The following is a 24221-nucleotide window of genomic DNA, read 5'->3' on the forward strand; positions in this document are numbered from 1 at the left end:
ATTTCTTCGAATTCCAAAAACTTGATTAAAGCATATGACTAATTTGCTTTTTTAGAAAAATTCTTGTTGGTAAACGTATAACGCCAAGCCTCTTCAGCAGCACGAAATAATGCTTTTGCCTTATGTTTTGTCTCTTGGTATTCCGCTTCCGGATCGCTGTCAGCAACCACCCCACACCCTGCTTGAACATACATGTGCTGATCCTTAATGAGAGCTGTTCGCAATCCTATACAGGTATCCATACTTCCATCCGCTCCAAAATAGCCAATACATCCGGCATAGGTTGTTCTGCGTGTTGGTTCTACCTCATCAAGAATTTCCATCGCTCTTATTTTGGGTGCTCCCGTCAATGTTCCAGCTGGAAAACCGGCAATCAAAGCATCCAGAGCGGTTAGCCCTTTACGCAATTTCCCTTCAACATTTGATGAAATATGCATTACATGGCTAAATCGTTCAATAACAAATTTTTCTGTTACTTTTACACTTCCAATTTCACTGACACGCCCAACATCATTCCGACCCAAATCAATCAGCATAAGATGTTCGGCCAATTCTTTTTTATCAGCCAACAATTCTTTTTCTAACTTGAGGTCTTCTTCATAACTTTTACCTCTTGGACGAGTACCCGCCAAGGGGCGAACCGTTACTTTTCCACCTCTCAACCTGACAAGAATCTCAGGTGACGAGCCAACCAGGGCAAAATTTTCAAGTTGAAGACAAAACAAGAAAGGTGCCGGATTGATTCGTCTTAACGCACGATATAATGATACTGGTGATAAAGCAAAAGGAACAGAAAAGCGTTGACTGGGGACAACCTGAAAGACATCACCATCATAAATATATTTTTTGATATTTTGAACAATATCCCTAAACTGATCTTTGGTTAATGTTGATTGCGGTTTTGGTAATGTTAATGGATTGATATTCGAAGTTTTTTGTTCTAAAGGAAAAGGCTCAGCCAATGCTTCTTGAATTTTTTGCAAGTTTTTTTTTGCCTGAAATTCTGTTTTGTCTGACGTATCCCTTAGAGGTGCCGCCAAAATCAGTTCGTCCTTAACAGCATCAAAAATTGCAAAAACAGAAGGTCTGATCATGATTCCTTCAGGCAAATGAAGATCATTGACCGGAGGATTGGGCAGATCTTCCATCTGTCTGACCATATCATATCCCAAATATCCAAAGATCCCACCAACCATGGGTGGAATATCCATATCAATTTCTAATTGGCTTTCAGAAATCAATGCACGCAGAGATTCCAGAGGCTTTTTATTTTCCTTAATGTAATTTTCCGCATTGTCTGATGGATTTCGATTAATATAGGCAATTCCATCTATAGATTTCCATATCAAATCGGGAAATAAACCGATAATGGAATAACGTGCTTTGTTTATTCCTCCTTGCACGCTTTCCAGCAAAAAAATATTGGTCAGATTCTTTCCAACCAATTCGGATAATCTTAAAAACGCAGCAACAGGGGTCAGTAAATCAGCTGATTTAATTGAATATATTACTGTTTTTTGTTGATTAATCTGAAAATCTTCATTCAACACGAAATCTTAATCCCTTTTGAGTTAATGGCTCAGCTGATCAATTAACGCATCAAGCGCTTTTTTATTGATTGTGGGTTTACTTGATTGTTCTAATGATATTGCATAACTAGCCTCAATATCGTTTTGTAAAGACTGAGCTAATTTATCTTTCAAAATTTGGTAATTGTCCTGATCATTTTTCGATTGCGGTGTTTCAATCAAATTCAAACTTGCCACCACAAAACCATCATTTGATTCAATCATAGTGACATCACCAAATTTCATTGAAAAAGCTGCATTCTGCAATACTGGCGATAGATTCTGGGCTGGCTTTTGTCTAGTAAATCCCTGACTTAACTGTAAGGGAAAACCTGACTTTACTTCTTCAAGTTTCTTTTTCTGAACAAAAACAGCTTTATATATGTCTGTAGCGGCAATATTTGCCTGATGATAAATATCTGCATTTTGCCAGGCTTTTATAACCTTGTTTTTTGCTTTATCATAAGATTCCTCATGAGCAGGCAATATATCCTCAATTAAAAATGCATAATATGAATTATTTCCGCCATCCATCACAGAAGGATAGGTATTTTTGGCAGTTGAGAAAATTTTGGTCAACATATTCTGTCTGAATTTTCCACTTGCGGGTATAGGTGCCTGTTCTCCATTAAGGGTCAATCCCTGTTCATTAATTGTTCCTTCCACTGCATCAGCACCTATATCAGATGTAATTTTATCAAGACTACTTCCTTCTGCCAAAATGTTCTGTAATTTGGAAACACGACTTCCCAATTCCTGTTTGGCTTGTTCATTTGCAATTTCAGCTTTCAATTGTGATTTGGCCTGTTCAAAACTAACAATTTTGGAAGGTAGTATCCGGGTTACTTTAACTACCGACCAACCTAAAGTTGTTTTGAATGGTTCTGTCACTGTTTCAGGATTTGCATTGAAAACCTCATTACCCAGTTCGGGCAGAGGAATTGCCGTTTTTTCTAGACCTGTCATTTCCAAAGCCGTTCCTTGATTATTATGCGCATACTCCTGTATTTTTTCCCAGTTGTTTTGATGACGCCAATATACAGATGCTGTCTGCGCCTGACTTTGCTGGTTAAAAGTCAAGACTTGAAAACTTCTGGCTTCAGAATGAACAAATTGCTTTTTCTTGTATTCATAGGCTTGATGTAAACTTTTATCATCAATCTCCAGACTTTTGGCTATTGTATCAGGCGATAGAATGACAATTTTTACCCTTCTATATTCAGGGATTTTAAATTCCCATAAGTGATTGTCATAATAACGCTTCAATATTTCTTCCTTTGGCGTTTCTCCTGAATGAAAATGACTATATGGCACTGAAACAAAGGATAATTTTCGCGTCTGATTCAAAAATTGATAATAGGGCTGCACAAAACTATCAGAAACTTTAAACCCCGATACAATTGGATCAATCATGTTTTGAATGGATATTTGATCCCGAACCATGGAAAGAAAATATTTTTCGGATATATTTGCCGCTTTTAACTGCAAATTGAATTTCTCACGATCAAATTTTCCATCTGTTTGATATTCAGGCATATTCCAGATTGTATCTCTAATCACCGTATCAGGAACATTAAGCCCCAATGAATGAGCGTTATTAATCAAAATATTTTGCAAAATCAGCTGCTGCAACGTTTGATTAATTGTCATATTTTTAACTATGGGTGGAATTTGGGAAATATCCGAATATCCCTCTTTCATAGCCTCTTGGTATATTTGCTTTTGGGAAAGGTTATCCAATTCCATTACAGAAATTTTTCTATCACCAACCTTGGCAACAACATTAGGATCACCATTAAGGCCATTGTTCCAGACATTCATGAATATGTCACTGACGCCCCATCCAACAAATACAATAAATATGAGTGCGACGAGAATTCGCCCAAACCAGGAATCAATAAATAAATGCCTTAACCGAGATAACATGTGATATAACCCAACCGCGTTATTTTAATTGATAATGAATCATTCTATAATTGATAAGACCAAACTGATCCACAAAAACATTTGAAAATATTATTCATAAACAGCTTTAAAAAACATCCTTTCATAACATATCCACATTATATACTATAAGCTTTATATCTTATCTATCCTGATTATCAAACATTACCTTATTCAAAGGAGTATATTAAAATGAGCAGCCCGATTATTATTGGTAATTGGAAAATGAACGGATTAACCCAAGAGGCAAAACATATTGTTTCAACTTTGCTTACCTATGCAACAAATCATCATAATTTTGCAAAGACAGTCGTGTGCCCACCGTTCACCCAGTTACAACTTGTTAAAGAAATGATCGAAAGCAGCCCTTTTGGACTTGGTGCTCAGGATTGCCATTTTGAAGATAAAGGTGCACATACGGGTGATATTTCCCCTGCCATGTTACAGGATATTGGAGTGAAATACGTTGTTTTGGGTCATTCTGAGCGGAGAAAAGATCATCAGGAGAGTGATCAACTGGTTTTAAAAAAAACAATCGCAGCACAAAACAAAGGGCTATTACCTGTTGTATGTATCGGTGAAACCAAACAAGAACGAGAAACAAACCAACAAGAAAAAATTGTAGAGGCACAGTTAAAAGGTTCCCTACCTCAAAATTTTAATGGGTTAGTCGCTTATGAACCTATTTGGGCCATTGGTACCGGATTAACAGCCAATAATGATCAGATTTCTGAAATGATTCAATTCATTCGCAAAAAACTTGTTGCTCAATATGGAGAAAATGGTAAAAAAATATCTATATTATATGGGGGTTCTGTAAAACCTGGTAATGTTAGGGATATTTATGCCACTCCTGAACTGGGCGGTGTTCTAGTTGGAGGTGTCAGCATTGTTCCTGATGATTTCATAAAATTAATTGACATAGCTCAAGAATTTATTAGGTCTTAACCTTTATTATCCCTATCGATTGTGAAAGTATATATACACCATGATGACTGCTCTATTAATTTTGCATATAATCGTAACCTTTGCACTGATCGGAATTGTTTTAATTCAAAGAAGTGAAGGTGGAGGATTAGGTATTGGAACCAGTCAAGGCATGGGTGCATTTATGACCGGTCGAGGAACAACCAATCTTTTGACTCGCACTACAGCGATTCTTGCAGCCATTTTTATGATCTTATGCATTACAATGGCTGTTATGAACAAGGGGGCTTCGACCAAAACAAATGATATACTTGCACAACCAGTGTCCAATGGAAAAAATATTCCCCAAAAATAGTTTTTTCCTTAATCACTTCAATTCTTATAAAAGCTACTCCGTGTAAAGAAAGCTGCATGACACGATATATATTCATTACTGGTGGTGTTGTATCCTCATTAGGCAAAGGCATTGCCTCTGCCGCTTTGGCAAGTTTATTGCAATCTCGTGGTTATTCTGTCCGACTGAGAAAACTTGATCCCTATTTGAACGTGGATCCGGGAACCATGAGCCCTTACCAACATGGGGAAGTGTTTGTTACGGATGATGGAGCTGAAACCGACCTTGATTTGGGTCATTACGAACGTTTTACAGGAGTCAATGCAACTAAAAATGATAATGCAACGACCGGTCGTATTTATTCTGATGTAATCATGCGCGAAAGACGTGGAGACTATCTAGGCGCAACCGTTCAGGTAATTCCCCATATTACTAATGCGATCAAGTCCGTTATCCTGAACAATTCTGGAGATGTGGATTTCATGTTGGTTGAAATTGGGGGAACAGTCGGTGATATTGAAAGTCTTCCTTTTCTTGAAGCCATACGACAATTAAAAAATGAACTCGGAACAGATCATACATTATTCATTCATCTCACTCTTGTACCATGGATTGCTTCTGCGGGTGAGCTTAAGACAAAACCTACCCAGCATTCTGTCAAAGAATTGCAGAATGTTGGAATACAACCCCAAATTTTATTATGTCGTTGCGATCGTCCTATTCCCAAAAATGAACGACAAAAAATTGCGAATTTTTGTAATGTAAAACCTGAAGCTGTCGTCCCCGCCTTAAACGTTGACACTATTTATGACTGTCCAATTGCCTATCATCAAGAAGGGCTTGATACGGAAGTATTGAAACATTTCAATTTACCATATCAAACTGAACCTGATTTGAGCAAATGGCAGGAAATTGTCGATGCCATTCGTCATCCTCGTTCAGAAATTAATGTTGCAATCGTGGGTAAATATACTGCCTTGCTCGATAGTTACAAATCCCTCATTGAAGCGTTAATTCACGGTGGAATTGCCAATAAGGTTAAAGTCAACTTTCAATGGATTGAAGCCCAAAAACTTGAAACAATGGATAATCTTTCCGGATTTTTTGAAAATACAAATGCCATTCTGGTTCCGGGTGGATTTGGTGAACGTGGTAGCGAAGGCAAAATCAAGGCCATACAATATGCAAGGGAGCAAAATATCCCTTTCCTTGGTATTTGCTTTGGAATGCAAATGGCGGTTATTGAATGTGCCCGTAATCTGGCAAATCTTACAAATGCTTCCTCTTCTGAATTTGGTCCAACGGATGAACCCCTTATTGGTATTTTAACAGAATGGATTGATGCTGATCATGTCAAACATCGATATTCAGGAAATAATATGGGTGGCACAATGCGTTTGGGATCTTATCAAGCTGTTTTGACCCCAAATTCAAAAGTTGCCGAAATCTATGGAGATGTCAAGATTCAAGAGCGGCATCGTCATCGTTATGAAGTTAACATTCATTACAAAGATCAACTTGAAAAAACCGGCCTTAGATTTTCAGGACTTTCTCCGGATGGTGTTTTGCCAGAAATCGTAGAATATACCGACCATCCCTGGTTTATTGCAGTACAGTATCATCCCGAACTCAAATCCAAGCCATTTTCACCTCATCCTCTTTTTTCAAGCTTTATTAAAGCTGCAACAGAACAGGCCATTCCAAAATGATTCTGAATAAATCAGTCAATGTTCAATCCCTGACACTGGCAAATAATTTGCCTTTCATATTAATTGCGGGTCCTTGTCAAATTGAATCTCTAGATCATGCACTTGAAACGGCTGGTATTTTAAAAAATATTTGTCAGGAATTAAATATTGGACTGGTTTATAAAAGTTCTTTTGATAAAGCTAATCGCACCAGTATTGGAACGAAAAGAGGGCCAGGAATGGATAAGGGTCTATCCATTCTTGAAGAGGTAAAGTCAAAGTTGAAAATTCCTGTTTTGACTGATATTCATCTACCAGAACAATGTGCAGAAGTCGCATCAGTTGTAGATATATTGCAAATACCTGCTTTTTTATGCAGACAAACGGATTTGTTGATAGCTGCGGCGAAAACTGGAAAAGTTGTCAACGTCAAAAAAGGTCAGTTTCTTGCACCGTGGGACATGAAAAATGTGGCCAAAAAAATAGCATCTACAGGCAATGAAAATATTTTGCTATGCGATCGTGGCACATCTTTTGGATATAACACACTGGTTAGCGATATGCGGGGATTGCCTATAATGGCGCAAACAGGTTATCCAGTTATATTTGACGCCACCCATTCTGTTCAGCAACCCGGTGGAATGGGAGGATCATCAGGTGGTCAGAGAGAATTTGTTCCATATTTATCCAGAGCCGCTGTTGCTGTGGGAGTTGCAGGTCTGTTTATTGAAACGCATGAGAATCCAGATCAGGCCCCGAGCGATGGACCAAACATGTTACATTTAAAAGATGTTGCCCCATTAATGAAAACCTTGATTAAAATTGATCAAATTGTTAAATCAGACGGGCAATAAAAGCGCTTATCAAACAAACTTCAATCATGATTGTCAATATCCAGCGAATTGAATAATATCCACCTGGCAACTCGCTGGAAAGATAAATTTTTTCTCATAAGAGAATAATAGCATATAACTTGATATCAAAAGAAAAATTGCGATCAGATCATATTTATAAATTGTCAGTACAATTGTTATTTCACCTAATAATGCAGGGTGATATGGTCAGCAACATTCTTTTTTTATTTATTTCCTCACTCTCTGATTGCAAATAGAGAATTGGTTTTTGAATTGCAAGTATCCAGTTTATTCCCCCAGTGAAAGACAAAAGAATTACCGCATAACTGACAAAAGAAATTATCAATTTTTGAATTGAAACAGAAGCAGGATAAAATAGAATGAAAATTGTCATTAAGAACAAGGGTAAAGGCGACAGTATTCCTGTAATAAAAAATATAAAGGGAATACGATTCATAGATTTCTCCATAATGATCAATTATTTTTTTTAAAATTAGCTGAATATTGTAAATAGCTGGCAATTTGACCATTTCTTGATTATACTTGGTAATGTTTAACAAAATGTCCAATATTCTTGGCATTTTACTAAGTTATCAATCTAGTTAAATAGATTTGGAAATACAAATTTTTACTCTTATTAAAAATAAAAATGTAAGGATTAAATAATGAGTACAATTGTTGATATTCATGCTCGGGAAATCCTCGATAGTCGCGGAACCCCAACAATTGAAGTCGATGTAGAACTGGAAACAGGCGTTATTGGACGTGCCGCTGTTCCATCCGGCGCTTCTACCGGCGTTCATGAAGCCGTTGAACTTCGTGATAATGATAAAAACCGTTATAATGGCAAGGGTGTTCAAACAGCTGTTAAAAACGTCAATAGCGAAATATTCGAAGCAATCGTTGGTCTTGAATCCTTGGATCAGTTACAAATTGATCAAACTATGATTGAACTCGATGGTACTCCGAATAAAGGACGTCTTGGCGCTAATGCACTTTTGGGTGTTTCAATGGCTGCTGCCAAGGCGTCAGCAGAGGAATTGGGTCTTCCATTATATCGTTATATAGGTTCTCCATATTCACATATTCTTCCAGTTCCAATGATGAACATCCTGAATGGTGGTAAGCATGCCGACAATCCTATCGACATTCAAGAATTCATGATTGTTCCTCACGGGGCATCTTCAATTGCTGAAGCTGTGCGCATGGGTTCTGAAGTTTTCAATGCATTGAAAAAAGACCTTAAAGCAGCGGGACTAAACACGAATGTTGGTGATGAAGGGGGATTTGCCCCTAACCTCAAATCAGCACATGAAGCATTGTCCTATATCGTAAAAGCTATTGAAAAAGCTGGATATAAAGCTGGTAAGGAGATTTCCTTGGCGCTAGATCTTGCCTCTTCAGAATTTTTCAAGGACGGTAAATATAATATGACAGGTGAAGGGAAAATTTTTAATTCCAGTCAGATGGTTGATTATATTGCCGAACTTTGCAACAGTTTCCCGATTATTTCTGCAGAAGATGGATGTGCTGAAGATGATTGGGAAGGATGGACTGAATTAACGCAAAAACTGGGAAATAAAATCCAATTGGTCGGCGATGATTTATTTGTAACCAATCCTGAAAGACTTGCAAAGGGAATTAAAGCCCATGTAGGTAATTCATTGTTGGTTAAAGTCAATCAAATCGGAACATTATCTGAAACTTTCAAGGCGATGGAATTGGCACATCGTCATGGTTATACAACCGTTGTAAGCCACCGTTCTGGTGAAACTGAAGATGCTACTATTGCTGATTTGGCTGTTGCAACCAATGCAGGACAAATTAAAACCGGTTCCCTTTCCCGTTCTGACCGCATGGCAAAATATAATCAATTAATCAGAATTGAGGAAGATTTGGGAAATACAGCCAAATATGCTGGTCGTAACGCCTTTAGAGCTTTAGAAACCTTGTAATTCTTTTTTCAATTGATAAACACGGGGAGAAAATCAATGCATATCATACATGCAATAAAAAGATTTGTAAAAGCAACGATTCCTCCCCTTTTCTTCTTGTTACTGACAGCATATTTTGTAAAAAATACCTTTGATGGGGATCATGGCCTAAAAAGTTATCATATTCAACAGGAACAGATGATAAGAGCACAGCAAAGTCAGCAAGATGCAATTTCCGAACAAGCGGCGTGGGAAAGAAGAGTTAAAGGATTAAAAGAAAATGCCCTTGATGCAGACCTTTTAGATGAGCGAACACGGGTTATGTTAAGTTATTCAAACCAGGAAGAAATTATTATTCCTTATAAAACAAATGAACATCTTTATTAATATAAAAGATTAGTGATTTATTGAAATAAATCTGAATAAAAAAAACCCTGACTAAATCAATAGCCAAAGTTTCTTTTTAATCCATAAATTAATTTAAAATTAATTACTTAATTTTTGCTTCACGGAAAACAACGTGTTTACGAACGACTGGATCGTATTTTTTCAATTCCATCTTGCCGGTATGGGCTCTTGCATTTTTTCTGGTTACATAGAAAAAACCAGTTTCCGCCGTTGAAAGCAATTTAATTTGTATTGTGTTACTTTTCGCCATTCTGTCCTCATTTTGATCAGGCTGATTTACTAAAATATAACTATATATTTTAGAGTTATATTTTACATATAAAAGCAAGTCTATTCTTTAATTCAACTTACTTACAAAATTTTAAGATTTTGTCAAATATTATTTGTTCATAATATTTTACGGATTTTAGACCATTTCTTCAGGAATGGAAATACATCCACATAACGTGGAAAGATTATCTGGATTTACATTTGATAGAAAAGGCACTTGTCCCAAAATCTTGACTTTTCCATGACTAATTATAGAATTTTTACAATCTTCGTTCAACGGGCCATTTAAAATTACCCCTGAAATTTTTATATTTCTATTTCTTAAAGCCTCGATTGTCATTAGGGTATGATTCAATGTTCCCAAAATAGTTCGGGCTACAATTATAACAGGTAAATTAATCTTTTCAATAAGATCAATGATAAACAAATGATCATTGATAGGTACAAAAATCCCACCCGCTCCTTCAACTATGTATTTGTTTTCTTGTTTCAAATCAGATACATTCACGTGATCAAGGCTTAATTCACGATTTTCCAGTCTTGCAGCATCTTCAGGAGATAAAGGTGCTTGCAATTTTATAATTGGGGATAAATATTGTGTCTCGGAAAGTTCGGCTAAATAGCAAACTGTATTTGTATCTCCAATATCGCAATTTAAACCTGTTTGAATAGGTTTCCAATAAACCGCATTTAGCAATTTTGTTAAACATGCAGAAATTAGTGTTTTTCCAATATCTGTATCAGTTCCCGTAACAAAAAAACCTTTAGCGGAAAATTTACGGAAAACACCATAGGCTATATGATAAGAACAATAATTGTAATTTTTACTAAAATCAGAAAGAACTTTCTTAAACTGAGATAACTTCAAGGGTTTTGAAATTTCGAGAGGAACAGAAGCTCCTATAGAACGAAGTCCTTTGAAAAAATCAATTGCTGTGTCAATTTGAACAATGATCTCATCAGTTTCCCAATGACCGGTTCCTGTTTCTGGCCAAACTGATTGAATAGATTCAATTGATGGATAAGTCTGTAAATTACAGGTAAAATCATTGTCGTTATAGATAGAACGCCATTCTTTAAACGTTTCAAACGTTAGGGTAGAACAAATCAAATAGCCATTTTGTTTCAAATAATTTGTAAGAGTCCTGATTGCACTTGCAACATTATCAAACCATTGGAAAGTCAGGCTTGAACAAATCAAATCATATTTTTCATCCAATTCTGGATATTCACCATCCATAAGCTTAAATGTTAAATCGTATTTATGGTTTTTGAACTTATTTTTTGCACGATTCAGCATTTCAGGTGATATATCCGTCAATACAAAATGTGCATCAGGAAAAAAGTCGATAAGATATTGAGTTAATAATCCAGTTCCACAACCAATTTCAAGAATTGATATTTTTTCTTTACGATCGACTGAAGTTCTGAACTGTTTCCGAATACAATCAGACAATTTTTTCGCAACAATTTTTTGTATTGAGGCAAATTTTTCATATTGATCCGCCTGATCAAAAGCTTTGATTATTTTTTCTTTATAATTTCTAGACATTATTTATAAGTTCTCTGATGATTTCCGCACAGGCATTCGTTTTTGATAAAGGCAATATATGTGTATCATCGTCAAGCCACAAATAGTTGCACTCTTGAAATGATTGTATGGTCATGGTTTCATTAACAACAAGATCTTTTTTTGAAGCTATAACTGTGAGTTTATTTCTGATCTGTGGAATGATACTTCGAACATCCTCAAATTTAAGAAATTCAAGTCCTTTTTGCAATTCTTCAATATTAAAGCTGGGCAAAAAATTTACTACTTGACCACATTGCTGATAAAACTGTTTCATTATAAGATTTGAATCAATGGATAATCCTCTGGACATACGATCCAGAACCCTTAATGCCACACCTTTCGGAAATGTAGGATCTCTGGAAAATCTGGCGAAACTGTTAATAGCCACATAATATTTGAAACGAAAAGAAAAATTTTTTAAGAGATATAAAAAACCTAAAGAGTGTCCTACAGCAATATATTTTTCTTGTAAGTTTAAAATTGATTTAAGATTACAATTTTTATCCGTGTTTTTCCCTATAAAACCCAAATCAATTGTTTCTGAGTGGTATTCTTTTAGATTATTTTGTAATTTTTGCCAAAATGATGATGAATATCCCCATCCATGGACAAAAAGCAAACGATAATTATTTTTCATGATCAATGAATTGAAATTAGATCAATTGAATGAAAAGATTTTAGTAAATACTCTATTTCATCCTCTCGATGACCGGCACTAAGAGTCAATCGTAAACGACTTCCATGAAAGGGAACGGTGGGTGGACGAATTGGGGTAATCCAGATATTTTTTTCTTTCAAAGCATTTGCTATTAATTGGGCCTTTATCGGTGATCCAACAATAATTGGAATTATATGTGAAATAGACTGACCACATTGATATCCCAGTGACTCTAATTGTTTTCTAACCTTTTCAGACTGTTTAACCAAAAAGGCACGTTGGTTAGTTAATGAAGGCATTAATTCTAGCGCTGCCTCGATGCTACCGATTACGGCGGCGGGCAATGCAGTCGTGTGGATAAAAGCAGAACAAAAATTCACCAGCCATTCACATAAATCTCTGGATCCAGCTATATAGGCCCCAAAACTTCCCCACGCTTTACTAAATGTTCCCATCGTTAAATCAGCAAAGGCAGGGGCCAATCCCTCACCTTTACTTCCAAATATTCCGGTTGCATGTGCGTCATCTAAAAATAAAAAGGCATTAAATTGGTCGGCAACTGATCTTAATCTTTTCAAGTCACAGACATCACCATCCATACTGAATATGGTTTCCGTTAAAATTATTCTTGAACCTTTTTCCCCCTCAATTTTTTTCAATCGTGTTTGTAGATGGTCAAGATCATTATGACTGAAACGGATCTGTTTAACTTGACCAGCTTTGCATCCATAATGCAAACTGGCATGATTCAATTTATCCGTAAATACCCATACTGGTTTTGGAAAATTTTCAATGAGGGAAGCAACAACCCCGACATTTGCCTGCCAACCTGATGGAAATATTAATGCTGCTTCAGTTCCTAGAAAATTAGCTAGTTTCTCCTCGATTTTACCATAATATGAAGCATTGGACGTAATTAATCTGGATGCCCCGCTTCCAGTACCATATTGTCTTAAAAACTCCTCACCTTTAATTTTTAAATTTGCATTGTTTGATAATCCCAGATAATCATTACTGGAAAAATTTATATAACTTTTACCCTTATTTTTTATATGTAATGAATCAATTATTTCAAATGTTGGCAATTCTCTTTTTAAATCCTCTTTAGCTCTTTTGTCTAATTCCCAAGCAAAAAAAATATCAAATCGATTCATTAAGTTATTCTTTTCAAATTTTTGTTTAGTTATGCAAACTCTATCATACAATTATAGGCAAAATCCCATGTTTCATTCAACTTTAAAAAATATATGGTTACCCTATACGCAAATGAATAATTGTAATGCCCCAATTGTTGCAAAAGCCACGCATGGAAGTACAATTATCCTAAATGATGGAGCTAAATTGATTGATGGTATTGCTTCATGGTGGACAGCCTGTCATGGGTATAATCACCCACATATTATCAAAACGGTAAAAAAACAACTTGAACTAATGCCTCATATTATGTTTGGTGGCATTATTCATCAACCTGCAATTGATTTGGCAAAACATCTGGCAAACCTGTTGCCTGGAGATTTAAACAAAGTTTTTTTTTCTGAATCAGGCTCCGTATCTGTGGAAGTGGCACTAAAAATTGCAGCCCAATTCTGGTTAAACCAAAATAACAATATCAAAAACAAAATAATTTCTTTTCATGGTGGATATCATGGTGATACCATGGCGACAATGGCGGTTTGTGATCCTGAAGAAGGAATGCATAATTTATTCAAGAATATTATTCCCCACCAATACAACATTCCTTTGCCTGATACCTCGGAGAAACAAAAGGATTTCATTCAGTTTCTAGAAAAGCATCATAAAACCATTGCTGCAATTTTAATTGAACCTTTGATACAGGGAGCTGGAGGCATGTTATTTCATTCTCCAGAAATTTTAAGATTTTTGCGAAAACAAGCTGATCATTTTGAAATTTTATTGATATTTGATGAAATTTTTACGGGGTTTGGCAGAACGGGGAGTTTTTTTGCCTGTGAACAGGCAGATGTCATTCCGGATATCATTACACTTTCAAAAGCATTAAGTGGAGGCACGATGGCATTGGCTGCAACAATTGCAAAAGAATATATATTTAACGGGTTTTTATCTGATAGTGATCAACATGCCCTGATGCATGGACCAACATTTATGGCCAATCCTCTGGCCTGTTCCGCTGCCAATGCATCCTTGGAAGTTTTTGATCAATACAATTGGAAGAATGCAGTCAGTTCCATTGAAAGACAAATGAAAAAAGAATTAACACAATGTAAAAATTTAAAAAATGTCAAGGATATTAGGGTAAAAGGGGCCGTTGCCGTTGTTGAGTTATACAATATTTCAAACTTAAACCGTCTAAAGATAAAATTTATCCAACAGAATGTATGGATACGTCCCTTCAGAAATATCGTTTATCTTACACCCTCTTTCACCATAACATCGGAAGAATTATCCTTGTTAACTAATTCAATATATGATGTGATCAAACAAGAATATTAATTTTTACCATCATTTTTTGATGATTTATTTTTACCTCTTTTATTTTCATTTTTAGATGTCGGCAATTGGCTATCCGGAATAATCTTTACAACACCCCTGGAATTGATAATGGTGCTGGTTCCATCCCCATTCGGAACGATTACTGGGGCGTCCTTACCTTTTTCAATATATTTCGCTCCCTGATCCTTAATTGAGTCAGGCAGCCTTCCATTGATGAAATCTGTCATTCCATTTTTGATCTGATATTGTTCCCCAACATTCAGATTACCATCTTCTGGAAAATCAACAGGAACAGATTGCTTATTGATTTGATCATGCGTTACGCTGTCTACATCACCACCTGCCGCTCTACTGTAATCTGATAGGGAGAAACTTTTATCATCACTCGCAACATCACTCAACGTAGGTAATGCAGGAGGACGAGAGGGCCAAATATTTTCACTTTGAGGTAACAAAGGGGTTGTAGCTATCGCCATATTACCTTTTACCCTTTGCATATTTTCCGCATATCCTTCTGGAGCCTCGGGATTATTTCCTGGTAAAGAAACGGTATCATCAAAAAATTTATCTATCCCGGAACACCCACTTAATATCAAAAATGTGGTAATAAGTGCAGCATAATTCCGCATGATTGTTCTCCATCCGTTTTAAAAATTTGATGATACATAATTTAAAAAATACATATCCAACAAGATAATTCAAATATAAGCTTTTTAAAAATCCGTTTTATTAATAAATCTGATACCCGTATGAATATAACCCCAACCCGTAATAATCGTTAAAATTGCCGCAATCCATAATAATATCGATCCAATAACATTAACCGGAAACCAGTTAATGTTCAATAATTCTGCACTACTATCTCCAGCAAGTAAAAAACCAATAGCCACCATTTGAAAAGTTGTTTTCCATTTTGCCAGTTTTGTGACTGGTAGGCTGATCTCGAAAGAGGAAAGATATTCTCTTAATCCGCTGACCAGTATTTCTCTTGCCAAAATAATCATTGCAGGAATCAGTCCACCGTATGGAAGACGATCGTAACCAGCCATAACAATCAATATGATACCCACCAGTAATTTATCCGCAATGGGATCAAACATTTTTCCAAAGTCGGAAAGCTGTTGCCATGCACGGGCAAGCTTACCGTCTAAATAATCCGTAATACCAGCGATAATAAATAGTATACAGGCCAATAAATCTGTTACCGGCTTATGAACCATTACAAGAACAGCCACCAATGGTATTATAATTATACGGGACAAGGTAAGACAATTAGGTAAATTATAAAACATTTCTATTTAGGATCACGGCTGAACATTTATCAAAATAGTTATTTAACATTTTATAAAAAAAATGGAATAAAAAATATATATTTTCTTATATTTGTTACTTATATACACCAGGTCTAAAATAATCATATATTGATTCAGCCAATACTCTATTAATACCTGGAATATTTTCTAAATCCGCAACACTGGCCTCTTTAACGGCGCTGGCAGAACCAAAATGGTTTAGTAGATTACGTTTTCTCTTATTACCTATACCCGGAATTAAATCCAGTTCGGATTTTTCTATGCTTTTTAATCTTCCTACTCTATGAGTAGTAATGGCAAATCGATGCGCCTCATCTCTTAATCGTTGCAGATAATACAAAACAGGATCTCTTTCAGACAATTGAAAAGGATTTTGATCACGTGTAAAAAACCACTCTCTCCCTGCATTCCGGTCCGGTCCTTTAGCAATACTGACCAAGGCGACATTTTCAATCCCGAGCTCTTTCAAAATTGCATCAACAGCCGAAAACTGTCCCGCACCACCATCTATTAACAGTAAATCAGGGAAATTCTGCCAATCAGCAATTTTACCCTTGTTAAAACGTCTGAATAAAACTTCACGCATCATACCAAAGTCATCTCCAGGGGTGATATCAGATTTAATTGAAAATTTACGATAACCAGACTTAATAAAACCTTCAGGTCCAGCCACAACCATTGCCCCATATGCATTGGTACCCATTATGTGACTATTATCGTAAATCTCAATTCTTTTCGGAATATCAGACAGATGAAAAATATCACGAACCTGTTCTAATAATTTTGTTTGTGATGCAGTTTCAGCCAATTTCCGATCAAGCGCCATATGGGCATTATGTACTGCATGATCAACAACTGCCCTTTTCTCCCCTATTTTTGGTACATACAAACTTACCCTTTTCGATGCCCTCATACTTAATGCCTTACTCATCAGCGCTTGGTCAGATAATTTAATATTCATGTATATTTGTGATGGCGGTGGCTTATTTTCATAGAATTGTCCCAAAAAGGCGTCCAAAATTTCTTCGGGGCTTTGATCCTCTGTTTGTATCGGGAATAAAGCACGATTGCCATTATTTCTTCCCCCTCTAATAAAAAACACCTGAATACAGGTCAGATAACCTTTTTGCGCAAATGCTATTATATCAGCATTGTCAATTGTAGCAGGATTAATTACTCCATTTGTTTGAACATAGGTAAAGGCCCGAATACGATCACGCATCACCGCGGCACGTTCAAAATCCAATTGTTCTGACGCCTTCTCCATTTCGGTAGCCAATTGCTGCTGAATAATGTTTGTTTCTCCAGAAAGAAATGATTTTGCTTGATTTATGAGATCATCATAATCTGTTTTACTAACGCGATTATCACAAGGACCAGAACATCGTTTGATCTGATAAAGCAAACATGGACGCTTTCTGGAATTGAAAATACTGTCTTCACAACTTCTTAGCAGAAATATTTTCTGTAAAAGTTCAAGAGTCTGATTGACTGCCCCAACCGAAGCAAACGGCCCCCAATAATAATTTTTCTTGGATATTTTTCCCCGATGTTTATCAATTCTAGGCCATTTTTCTTTTGTAATAACTAACCAGGGGTATGATTTATCATCCCTCAACAAAATATTATATCGTGGTTTAAGACTTTTAATCAGATTGGCTTCAAGTAGTAGAGCCTCAGCTTCCGTATAGGTGGTTATAATTTCCATGGAAGTCGTTTGCAAAATCATTTTACGTATACGCTCGGTCAATTGTGTCAAGCGTGTATAGGAGGATACACGTTTTTTTAAATTTTTTGCTTTACCAACATATAAAACTTCCCCTTTTTCATTAAGCATACGATAAACCCCTGCCGTTTCAGGCATTGTTTTCAAAGCATGCTTAATTGCTTTTGTTCCCTTATACGAATCCAAAGGTTTGTAATCATGAAGTTTCATTGCATTTTTTTTACCATCATCACAAATAAGTTCTGTTATCCTTTTATTTTCTAAGACTTATCTTACTTCTCCACTGATCTTGTGGATAACTCTATGGATGAATATCTAATATATGGATGTAAAAGGCAGTTTATCAAGCCCTTATATGTTTTGCCTAATTTTTAAGCAATTAATATAACTCATTGATTTTCAATCATTTTTATTGTTACATGGAATTATTCAATATTTATAACTAATTTATCACAAACCCTAAAATCACTGTCAAGTCCAATAGTGGACAAAATGAAAATTTTAATTTCAATAATGTAATTATCCACAATTTTCAATATTAAGATTTATTTATTTTTTACTGGACATTTTCTGATTAAATTCCTAAATTGACCTTCTTCTCTTAATTTGAATTTATTTTAAATTATAATCAATTTCCCTTTTCAAATTTGAAATTTCTATATGCGTATAATTAGTTGGAACATTAATTCATTAAGGTTACGCTTGCCTTTGTTAAAACAACTGGTAGAATTAGCAAATCCCGATATTTTATGCCTTCAGGAAACAAAAGTCCCTGATCCTCTTTTTCCCCGATCTGAAATAGAATTGCTCGGTTTTCACAATTGTCTTTTTAAAGGAATGAAAAGTTATAACGGCGTTTGTATTTTATCAAAATATCCATTAGGATACCATGTTTCCAACACTATACAATGGTGCGGTAAAAGTGACTGCAGACATATTTCAGTTCAATTCAATTATAAAAATAAAAAAATAAACCTTCATAATTTCTATATTCCTGCAGGTGGGGATGAACCTGATCCAACTATAAATCCCAAATTCAAACATAAATTAGATTTCCTGACAGAAACAAAAGAATGGTTTTCTCAAAATAAGGAGACCAGTTCAATTCTTGTAGGAGATTTTAATATTGCACCCTTGGAAAATGATGTATGGAACCACAAACAATTATTGAAAATTGTCAGTCATACACCCATTGAAACTGAAAAACTCAATCAATGGTTACATACGGGTTATATTGATGCAATGCGTGAAATAATTCCTCCCCACGAAAAACTATATACCTGGTGGTCTTATAGAAACCGTAACTGGGAAAAGTCAAACCGGGGAAGAAGGTTGGATCATTTATGGATTTCTCCAGATCTACGATCACACCTAAAAACAATTCAGGTTTTTAAAGAGGCTAGAAACTGGGACAAACCTTCTGATCATGTCCCAATCATGCTGGAATTAAAATAAATAACTATTCTTCTTTTTTATCAGAAATTGAACTCAGTCGATATCCACCAGCCTCAGTTATCAGAAGGGTTACATTCGAAGGATCAGGCTCGATTTTTTGGCGTAGACGATAAATATGGGTCTCAAGTGTATGGGTTGTCACCGCTGAATTATATCCCCAAACCTCATTCAACAAAACTTGTCTTGGTACTGGTCTTGATCCTGACCGATATAAAAATTTGAGTATGGCAGCCTCTTTTTCAGTTAAACGGATCCGACGATTTGAATCCTGTTCCTGCAACGACTTTGCAGACGGACGAAAAATATAATTGCCAATTGTGAAAACAGCATCCTCACTACTAGCAAAAATACGCATCTGTGCCCTTAATCTTGCCAGTAACTCGGCAATGCGAAATGGTTTTGATACATAATCATTACCGCCTGCATCAAGCCCCCTTACAACATCCTCTTCATTATCTGAACCTGTCAGCATAATAATGGGTGTTCTGCAACCTTCCTTACGTAAATAGGCACATAGATCACATCCATCGCCATCTGGAAGCATTACATCCAATATGATTGCATCATAATGCTTATCAGAATCCAGAATTTTGTTTTTAGCCTCTTTTACCGTTAAGGCACTTGAAACCTCAAATTCTTGATTTTCTTGCAATTGTTCGGTTAGTGTTTCAATTAACTTTGGATCATCATCAACCACTAAAACAGGATGAATGCCTGTCATTGAATTTACCCTTCTTTTAAAACCATATCCCTATTACAAATATAAGGATGAAGTTAGAGATTAGTATCTTTATACTCAAAATTACGTTAATTTTTAATAATTTTTAACTAAAAATTACAAAAATTTTCAATTTTATAGCTCAAAAATAATTTACTTAAACTCAAATTACCCTAAAATTATACCTAAATAATAAAGGGAAATTAACATGAGTATCCTGACCCTTATTTCTTTATTGTTTCTTCTTACCGCAATTTGCGGGGCAATTAATCTGAAATATCTCAAACTTCCCATGACCATAGGAATTATGATTGCCGCATTCATATTTTCAATAATCCTATTTATCTCGGATTATTTCCTTTCATTTGTTTCCGGATATTCATTTGCACAGAAAATTATCTCACAAATCAATTTTCCCACTTTGCTTCTCAATGGTGCTCTAGCATTTCTGCTTTTTGCAGGAAGTTTGCAAATTTCATTACATGAGTTGTGGAAAGCTCGCTATAATATTGCTTCCTTGACAATTATTGGCACTTTATTATCGATATTATTTCTCGGTCTTATTTTTTGGGTTCTGTTTTATCTATTTTCTATTCCCATTTCTTTACTCTGGTGTCTCACCCTAGGCGCTATTATAGCCCCGACAGATCCGGTTTCAGTTATCAGTATGTTCGGCAGACTAGGCCTTTCCAAACGGTTACAAGCAATTTTTGCTGGAGAAAGTCTTTTCAATGATGGTATAGCTTTAATTGCTTTTACAACATTTTTATCCGTAATCATTCATCAAAAAACCCCATCCACAACCAGTCTATTCTTGATTAGCATAAAAGAGATTGTTGGCAGTGGTCTTCTGGGTATTATAACCGCCACCATTGTTATTTTTATAATCAGACGATTGTCCCACAACGAAATTACCATATTATTTTCACTGGCTTTGGCGGCAGGTACCTTTTCTATCGCAAATGATCTTAACATGTCAGGTCCCATTGCAGTTGTGGCAAGCGGTTTATTGATCGGTAACCATCTTCAAAAACAGCCTGCAGAAAAAAGTGATTCGGTTATTTACTGCTGGCATGTAATTGATGAAATCCTCAACACCATGCTATTTTTGATAATTGGGTTGCAGATTGTCATCATCCCTTTCAGTTATCATATTCTGGTTATCACATTCCTGGCTTTTCCATTTCTGGCAATTACACGTTTCATAGCCCTCAGTCTAAGTGGTTTTGTATTATTATATCAGGATTCAAACCCGAAGGGTTTGATTTCCATTCTAACATGGGGAGGACTAAGAGGAGGCATTTCCCTGGCAATAGCCTTATCTCTCCCCAATATATTTCCAAAAAATGAAATCCTGCTCATCTGTTATGGGTGCGTAGTGTTAACCGTTTTAATTCAGGGATTAACCATGGAATATGTTGTTAATTATTTTTACAGAAAAGAAATAAATTAATTCTTCACCATAACCGTGCAAAAAAAACCATCCGTTTGATTTTGCGCTGGTGTTAATTGAAAACTTGTTTTTTTCATGAATTTTTCGGGTAACAATTCTGGAATCGTATCAGGTTCTACGAGTGAAAAATTGTTATTTCTTTCCAGAAAATTATTGATTTGATCTTGATTTTCCTGACGTAATATTGAACAGGTTGCATATATCAACCTTCCACCTTTTTTTACCATTCTCGCTGCAGAATCAAGAATATGGGCCTGTTTTTCAACAAGTTCCAATAAATCATTTTCCTTAAACCTTAAACGCGCATCAGGATTACGTCTCCAAGTTCCGGTACCGCTACAAGGTGCATCAACCAAAACACGATCGAAACTTTCAACACGCCTTTTTAACCATTTTGCATCTTCAGCAAAAATATGGGTTTCACAATTAAAAACACCTGCCCTTCGCAAACGACTTTGAGCGGCATTTAACCGAGCGGAAAAAATATCTGATGCAATAATATGACCCTTATTTTCCATCATCATCGCCATAGCCAACGTTTTACCTCCGGCTCCCGCGCAATAATCCAGGACACGCATTGACGATTTAACACCGGTCATGAGTGCAATTAATTGGCTACCTTCGTCTTGAATTTCAACCAGACCATTTTTGAAAGCATTTGTGGATGTTATGGATTGTCTTCCTTGAGCTCTCAATCCCCATGGAGAAATATTCATTAATTCTGTTTGTATATTTTCAGATGCTAGAATCTCCCTGGCTTTATATCGATCTTCCACTTTTAGAAAATTGACACGCAAATCAAGAGTGGCTGGTTCCAACAATGTTGAAAGTTCTTTTTCTGTCTGATCCCCGTATTGGTCATTTATGATAGGATATACCCAATCTGGAACTTCATAAATTACCGCTTTGGACATTTCAGCGGAAACAAACGGTTTGTTTACCAAAGATTGCAAATATAAAATTTCGTTATTATTTAACAATAATGGCGCATATTTTTCACCAGAATAAAAACTATGCACTTTACTTATGGAATTTCCTGACAAAACCAAATAAGCTGCGACCATCATACGAGGATTGATCGGACTACCTACTCTTTTCAGCCACCATTCCAACTTTCGGTAACAACGTAAAATTTCCCAAACTTTGCCTGAAACAAAACGACGATCCCCTCCTCCAATATAACGGCGCCGCCTGAAAAACCGATTGGCTGTTGAATCTGCCGGAATATATTTTTCTTTCTGAATAGCTAAAAGCAGTTCAATCACTGCCGAAATTTGTGCTGAAGGGGTCATACGTCTTTACTTAAATATCTGATAGACAAATTTATTATTTAATTATGATGATAGTTAGGCGCTTCACGCGTAATTACAACATCATGAACATGGCTTTCCCTCAATCCCGCTCCCGTAATTTTACGGAACTGAACATTTTTTTTCATTTCTTCAATCGTCGCATTGCCAGTATATCCCATACCTGCTTTCAAGCCGCCAACCATCTGATGTATAACTCCTTCTGCCGCCCCTTTGTATGGTACCTGCCCTTCAATGCCTTCAGGAACAAGCTTATGGCTTTCCTTGATATCCTGTTGAAAATAACGGTCAGCAGATCCACGAGCCATGGCACCAAGACTTCCCATTCCGCGGTATGATTTATAGGAACGTCCCTGATATAGAAATACTTCACCAGGGGCTTCATCAGTACCTGCCAGTAAAGATCCAATCATGACAACATCTGCACCCGCACCGATAGCTTTAACAATATCGCCAGACGTGCGAATTCCACCATCTGCTATTAAAGGAATATCGGCAGCATGACAAATTTCAGACACTTCCATTACTGCCGAAAATTGGGGAACTCCTACCCCTGCAACAACACGGGTTGTACAGATTGAACCTGGACCAATTCCAACTTTTACTGCATCAGCGCCAACATCGATCAATGCTTGAGCACCTTCTGGTGTCGCAATATTTCCCGCAATAATTTGAACGTCAGCATAATTTTTCTTGAGGCGCCCTATCGAGTCCAAAACACCCTGGGAATGTCCATGTGCCGTATCTACGACCAAAACGTCAACACCAGCCTCTATAAGCGTGACAGCCCGTTTATATCCGTCCTCACCAACACCTGTGGCAGCAGCACAACGTAAACGACCATATTGATCCTTGTTGGCCAAAGGATAAACGACTGATTTTTCCATATCCTTGACAGTCATTATTCCGACACAACAATCATTTTTATCAACGACAAGCAATTTTTCGATACGATTTTGATGAAGCAGTTTTTTAGCTTCATCGGGACTCACACCCTCTTTGACTGTAACCAGGTTATCTTTTGTCATTAACTCCGCAACAGGTTGTTTTGCATTTGTTGCAAACCGGACATCACGATGCGTGACAATACCAACAAGCCGATTCGTATTTTTTTCAATAACAGGTAGACCACTTATGTTATGGCGTTTCATTGTTGCAATGACTTCTTCTAAAGTCTGTTCAGGATGAACAGTTACCGGATCAACCACCATTCCCGATTCAAAGCGTTTTACCTGCTTGACCTGATTGGCTTGTTCCTGAATGGATAGATTTTTATGAATAACCCCTATTCCTCCATTTTGTGCCATAGCAATGGCCATTGCACATTCGGTCACTGTATCCATGGCTGATGAAATCAAGGGTATATTCAAACGGATAGATCGGGTCAAATTGGACCGAACATCAGCCTGATTAGGCAATACATTAGATTTTGCTGGAATAATCAAAACATCATCAAAAGCAAGGGCTTCTCGAATATGTTTTTGGGAAATAGATGAATGTGCCATTATGGTACCCTTTATTAAAAATTAGAAAATTAAAGATAAAAAGGGATAACCGAAAAAAATCGGGTTCCAATTATTGGCAATTCTTCATACCTAAAAAATTGTGATTAGACA

22 protein-coding genes are annotated in these 24221 nt (G+C 36.3%); 9 read left to right on the forward strand and 13 right to left on the reverse strand.

The annotated features are described in order from the left end of the window. Window positions 1-38: 38 nt before the first annotated feature. Together trpE and GN303_RS04670 are read right to left on the reverse strand one after the other, a co-directional pair. Entirely contained in the window at window positions 39-1550 is a 1512-nt protein-coding gene (gene trpE, locus GN303_RS04665) for an anthranilate synthase component I (protein WP_110438023.1), read from the reverse strand. A 21-nt stretch (window positions 1551-1571) separates the two neighbouring features. Continuing rightward, a complete protein-coding gene (locus tag GN303_RS04670) occupies window positions 1572-3494 on the reverse strand; it encodes a peptidylprolyl isomerase (RefSeq protein ID WP_110438024.1) in 1923 nt (640 codons plus the stop codon). Window positions 3495-3704: 210 nt separating this feature from the next. Between GN303_RS04670 and tpiA the strand changes: the two genes are divergently transcribed. Genes tpiA through kdsA form a run of 4 tightly spaced genes read left to right on the forward strand, consistent with a single transcriptional unit; the run spans window position 3705 to window position 7315 of the window. Continuing rightward, on the forward strand, window positions 3705-4460 hold the full coding sequence (tpiA, locus tag GN303_RS04675) for a triose-phosphate isomerase (RefSeq protein ID WP_110438025.1): 756 nt from the start codon (window positions 3705-3707) through the stop codon (window positions 4458-4460). A 40-nt stretch (window positions 4461-4500) separates the two neighbouring features. Then, window positions 4501-4794 (forward strand): preprotein translocase subunit SecG, encoded by a 294-nt coding sequence (gene secG, locus GN303_RS04680; protein ID WP_110438026.1) that lies wholly within the window; start codon window positions 4501-4503, stop codon window positions 4792-4794. A gap of 56 nt (window positions 4795-4850) precedes the next feature. Continuing rightward, on the forward strand, window positions 4851-6482 hold the full coding sequence (locus GN303_RS04685) for a CTP synthase (protein ID WP_110438027.1): 1632 nt from the start codon (window positions 4851-4853) through the stop codon (window positions 6480-6482). Beyond that, the gene (gene kdsA / locus GN303_RS04690) at window positions 6479-7315 is read left to right on the forward strand and encodes a 3-deoxy-8-phosphooctulonate synthase (protein ID WP_110438028.1); all 837 of its coding nucleotides are present in this window, start codon (window positions 6479-6481) and stop codon (window positions 7313-7315) included. Before GN303_RS04685 ends, kdsA begins: the two co-directional genes overlap by 4 nt. Before the next feature lie 181 nt (window positions 7316-7496). On the opposite strand, the gene GN303_RS04695 is transcribed toward kdsA, so the two are convergent. Next, the gene (locus GN303_RS04695) at window positions 7497-7772 is read right to left on the reverse strand and encodes a hypothetical protein (RefSeq protein WP_110438029.1); all 276 of its coding nucleotides are present in this window, start codon (window positions 7770-7772) and stop codon (window positions 7497-7499) included. 208 nt (window positions 7773-7980) lie between these two features. Here GN303_RS04695 and eno point away from each other — a divergent pair, with 208 nt between their 5' ends. Both eno and GN303_RS04705 read left to right on the forward strand, forming a co-directional pair. Continuing rightward, window positions 7981-9270, forward strand: coding sequence for a phosphopyruvate hydratase (gene eno / locus GN303_RS04700; protein WP_110438030.1), 1290 nt, complete (start codon window positions 7981-7983; stop codon window positions 9268-9270). A 36-nt stretch (window positions 9271-9306) separates the two neighbouring features. Further along, window positions 9307-9636 carry an FtsB family cell division protein gene (locus GN303_RS04705; RefSeq protein ID WP_110438031.1) on the forward strand — a complete coding sequence of 110 codons (330 nt, stop codon included), beginning with the start codon at window positions 9307-9309 and terminating at the stop codon, window positions 9634-9636. Window positions 9637-9739: 103 nt separating this feature from the next. On the opposite strand, the gene rpmG is transcribed toward GN303_RS04705, so the two are convergent. From rpmG to GN303_RS04725, 4 genes are all read right to left on the reverse strand, one after another. Then, window positions 9740-9907 (reverse strand): 50S ribosomal protein L33, encoded by a 168-nt coding sequence (gene rpmG, locus GN303_RS04710; protein WP_008853818.1) that lies wholly within the window; start codon window positions 9905-9907, stop codon window positions 9740-9742. A gap of 156 nt (window positions 9908-10063) precedes the next feature. Then, window positions 10064-11479: a dethiobiotin synthase gene (bioD, locus tag GN303_RS04715; protein WP_110438032.1), complete on the reverse strand. Its 1416-nt coding sequence runs from the start codon at window positions 11477-11479 to the stop codon at window positions 10064-10066. Then, entirely contained in the window at window positions 11472-12137 is a 666-nt protein-coding gene (locus GN303_RS04720) for an alpha/beta fold hydrolase (protein WP_110438033.1), read from the reverse strand. Before GN303_RS04720 ends, bioD begins: the two co-directional genes overlap by 8 nt. A gap of 2 nt (window positions 12138-12139) precedes the next feature. Next, on the reverse strand, window positions 12140-13312 hold the full coding sequence (locus GN303_RS04725) for an aminotransferase class I/II-fold pyridoxal phosphate-dependent enzyme (protein WP_110438034.1): 1173 nt from the start codon (window positions 13310-13312) through the stop codon (window positions 12140-12142). A 67-nt stretch (window positions 13313-13379) separates the two neighbouring features. Here GN303_RS04725 and GN303_RS04730 point away from each other — a divergent pair, with 67 nt between their 5' ends. After that, window positions 13380-14630, forward strand: a complete 1251-nt coding sequence (locus GN303_RS04730; RefSeq protein ID WP_110438035.1) for an adenosylmethionine--8-amino-7-oxononanoate transaminase — start codon at window positions 13380-13382, stop codon at window positions 14628-14630. Here GN303_RS04730 and GN303_RS04735 read toward each other — a convergent pair. The 3 genes from GN303_RS04735 to uvrC all read right to left on the reverse strand — a co-directional run bounded on the left by GN303_RS04735 (window position 14627) and on the right by uvrC (window position 17879). Then, a complete protein-coding gene (locus GN303_RS04735; RefSeq protein WP_110438036.1) occupies window positions 14627-15259 on the reverse strand; it encodes a hypothetical protein in 633 nt (210 codons plus the stop codon). The two genes, GN303_RS04730 and GN303_RS04735, sit on opposite strands and share 4 nt — an antisense overlap. An 84-nt stretch (window positions 15260-15343) precedes the next feature. Then, window positions 15344-15922, reverse strand: a complete 579-nt coding sequence (gene pgsA / locus GN303_RS04740) for a CDP-diacylglycerol--glycerol-3-phosphate 3-phosphatidyltransferase (protein WP_110438037.1) — start codon at window positions 15920-15922, stop codon at window positions 15344-15346. 94 nt (window positions 15923-16016) lie between these two features. Next, the gene (gene uvrC, locus GN303_RS04745) at window positions 16017-17879 is read right to left on the reverse strand and encodes an excinuclease ABC subunit UvrC (protein ID WP_110438038.1); all 1863 of its coding nucleotides are present in this window, start codon (window positions 17877-17879) and stop codon (window positions 16017-16019) included. 450 nt (window positions 17880-18329) lie between these two features. On the opposite strand from uvrC, the gene xth reads away from it, so the two are divergent. Beyond that, the gene (xth, locus tag GN303_RS04750) at window positions 18330-19124 is read left to right on the forward strand and encodes an exodeoxyribonuclease III (protein ID WP_110438039.1); all 795 of its coding nucleotides are present in this window, start codon (window positions 18330-18332) and stop codon (window positions 19122-19124) included. A 4-nt stretch (window positions 19125-19128) separates the two neighbouring features. Here xth and GN303_RS04755 read toward each other — a convergent pair whose 3' ends face one another. Further along, window positions 19129-19845, reverse strand: a complete 717-nt coding sequence (locus GN303_RS04755; protein WP_110438040.1) for a response regulator transcription factor — start codon at window positions 19843-19845, stop codon at window positions 19129-19131. A 205-nt stretch (window positions 19846-20050) separates the two neighbouring features. Between GN303_RS04755 and GN303_RS04760 the strand changes: the two genes are divergently transcribed. Then, window positions 20051-21295: a cation:proton antiporter gene (locus GN303_RS04760; protein WP_110438041.1), complete on the forward strand. Its 1245-nt coding sequence runs from the start codon at window positions 20051-20053 to the stop codon at window positions 21293-21295. On the opposite strand, the gene GN303_RS04765 is transcribed toward GN303_RS04760, so the two are convergent. Both GN303_RS04765 and guaB read right to left on the reverse strand, forming a co-directional pair. Next, window positions 21292-22587: an RsmB/NOP family class I SAM-dependent RNA methyltransferase gene (locus GN303_RS04765; RefSeq protein WP_110438042.1), complete on the reverse strand. Its 1296-nt coding sequence runs from the start codon at window positions 22585-22587 to the stop codon at window positions 21292-21294. The genes GN303_RS04760 and GN303_RS04765 overlap by 4 nt on opposite strands. A gap of 38 nt (window positions 22588-22625) precedes the next feature. Continuing rightward, window positions 22626-24110, reverse strand: a complete 1485-nt coding sequence (gene guaB / locus GN303_RS04770; RefSeq protein ID WP_110438043.1) for an IMP dehydrogenase — start codon at window positions 24108-24110, stop codon at window positions 22626-22628. Window positions 24111-24221: the final 111 nt, after the last annotated feature.

Origin of the sequence: Commensalibacter melissae, assembly GCF_009734185.1 — a bacterium.
Taxonomy (GTDB): Bacteria; Pseudomonadota; Alphaproteobacteria; order Acetobacterales; family Acetobacteraceae; genus Commensalibacter; species Commensalibacter melissae.

Excerpts from the sequence above, each read along its gene's own strand:
- GN303_RS04705 (WP_110438031.1), top strand. The coding sequence starts at position 9,307 with ATGCATATCATACATGCAATAAAAAGATTTGTAAAAGCAACGATTCCT.
- xth (WP_110438039.1), top strand. The coding sequence starts at position 18,330 with ATGCGTATAATTAGTTGGAACATTAATTCATTAAGGTTACGCTTGCCT.
- GN303_RS04725 (WP_110438034.1), bottom strand. The coding sequence starts at position 13,312 with ATGAATCGATTTGATATTTTTTTTGCTTGGGAATTAGACAAAAGAGCT.
- rpmG (WP_008853818.1), bottom strand. The coding sequence starts at position 9,907 with ATGGCGAAAAGTAACACAATACAAATTAAATTGCTTTCAACGGCGGAA.
- GN303_RS04670 (WP_110438024.1), bottom strand. The coding sequence starts at position 3,494 with ATGTTATCTCGGTTAAGGCATTTATTTATTGATTCCTGGTTTGGGCGA.
- GN303_RS04765 (WP_110438042.1), bottom strand. The coding sequence starts at position 22,587 with ATGACCCCTTCAGCACAAATTTCGGCAGTGATTGAACTGCTTTTAGCT.
- tpiA (WP_110438025.1), top strand. The coding sequence starts at position 3,705 with ATGAGCAGCCCGATTATTATTGGTAATTGGAAAATGAACGGATTAACC.
- guaB (WP_110438043.1), bottom strand. The coding sequence starts at position 24,110 with ATGGCACATTCATCTATTTCCCAAAAACATATTCGAGAAGCCCTTGCT.
- secG (WP_110438026.1), top strand. The coding sequence starts at position 4,501 with ATGATGACTGCTCTATTAATTTTGCATATAATCGTAACCTTTGCACTG.
- GN303_RS04685 (WP_110438027.1), top strand. The coding sequence starts at position 4,851 with ATGACACGATATATATTCATTACTGGTGGTGTTGTATCCTCATTAGGC.
- kdsA (WP_110438028.1), top strand. The coding sequence starts at position 6,479 with ATGATTCTGAATAAATCAGTCAATGTTCAATCCCTGACACTGGCAAAT.
- eno (WP_110438030.1), top strand. The coding sequence starts at position 7,981 with ATGAGTACAATTGTTGATATTCATGCTCGGGAAATCCTCGATAGTCGC.
- GN303_RS04760 (WP_110438041.1), top strand. The coding sequence starts at position 20,051 with ATGAGTATCCTGACCCTTATTTCTTTATTGTTTCTTCTTACCGCAATT.
- pgsA (WP_110438037.1), bottom strand. The coding sequence starts at position 15,922 with ATGTTTTATAATTTACCTAATTGTCTTACCTTGTCCCGTATAATTATA.
- GN303_RS04695 (WP_110438029.1), bottom strand. The coding sequence starts at position 7,772 with ATGAATCGTATTCCCTTTATATTTTTTATTACAGGAATACTGTCGCCT.
- GN303_RS04730 (WP_110438035.1), top strand. The coding sequence starts at position 13,380 with ATGTTTCATTCAACTTTAAAAAATATATGGTTACCCTATACGCAAATG.
- GN303_RS04735 (WP_110438036.1), bottom strand. The coding sequence starts at position 15,259 with ATGCGGAATTATGCTGCACTTATTACCACATTTTTGATATTAAGTGGG.
- GN303_RS04755 (WP_110438040.1), bottom strand. The coding sequence starts at position 19,845 with ATGACAGGCATTCATCCTGTTTTAGTGGTTGATGATGATCCAAAGTTA.
- uvrC (WP_110438038.1), bottom strand. The coding sequence starts at position 17,879 with ATGAAACTTCATGATTACAAACCTTTGGATTCGTATAAGGGAACAAAA.
- GN303_RS04720 (WP_110438033.1), bottom strand. The coding sequence starts at position 12,137 with ATGAAAAATAATTATCGTTTGCTTTTTGTCCATGGATGGGGATATTCA.
- bioD (WP_110438032.1), bottom strand. The coding sequence starts at position 11,479 with ATGTCTAGAAATTATAAAGAAAAAATAATCAAAGCTTTTGATCAGGCG.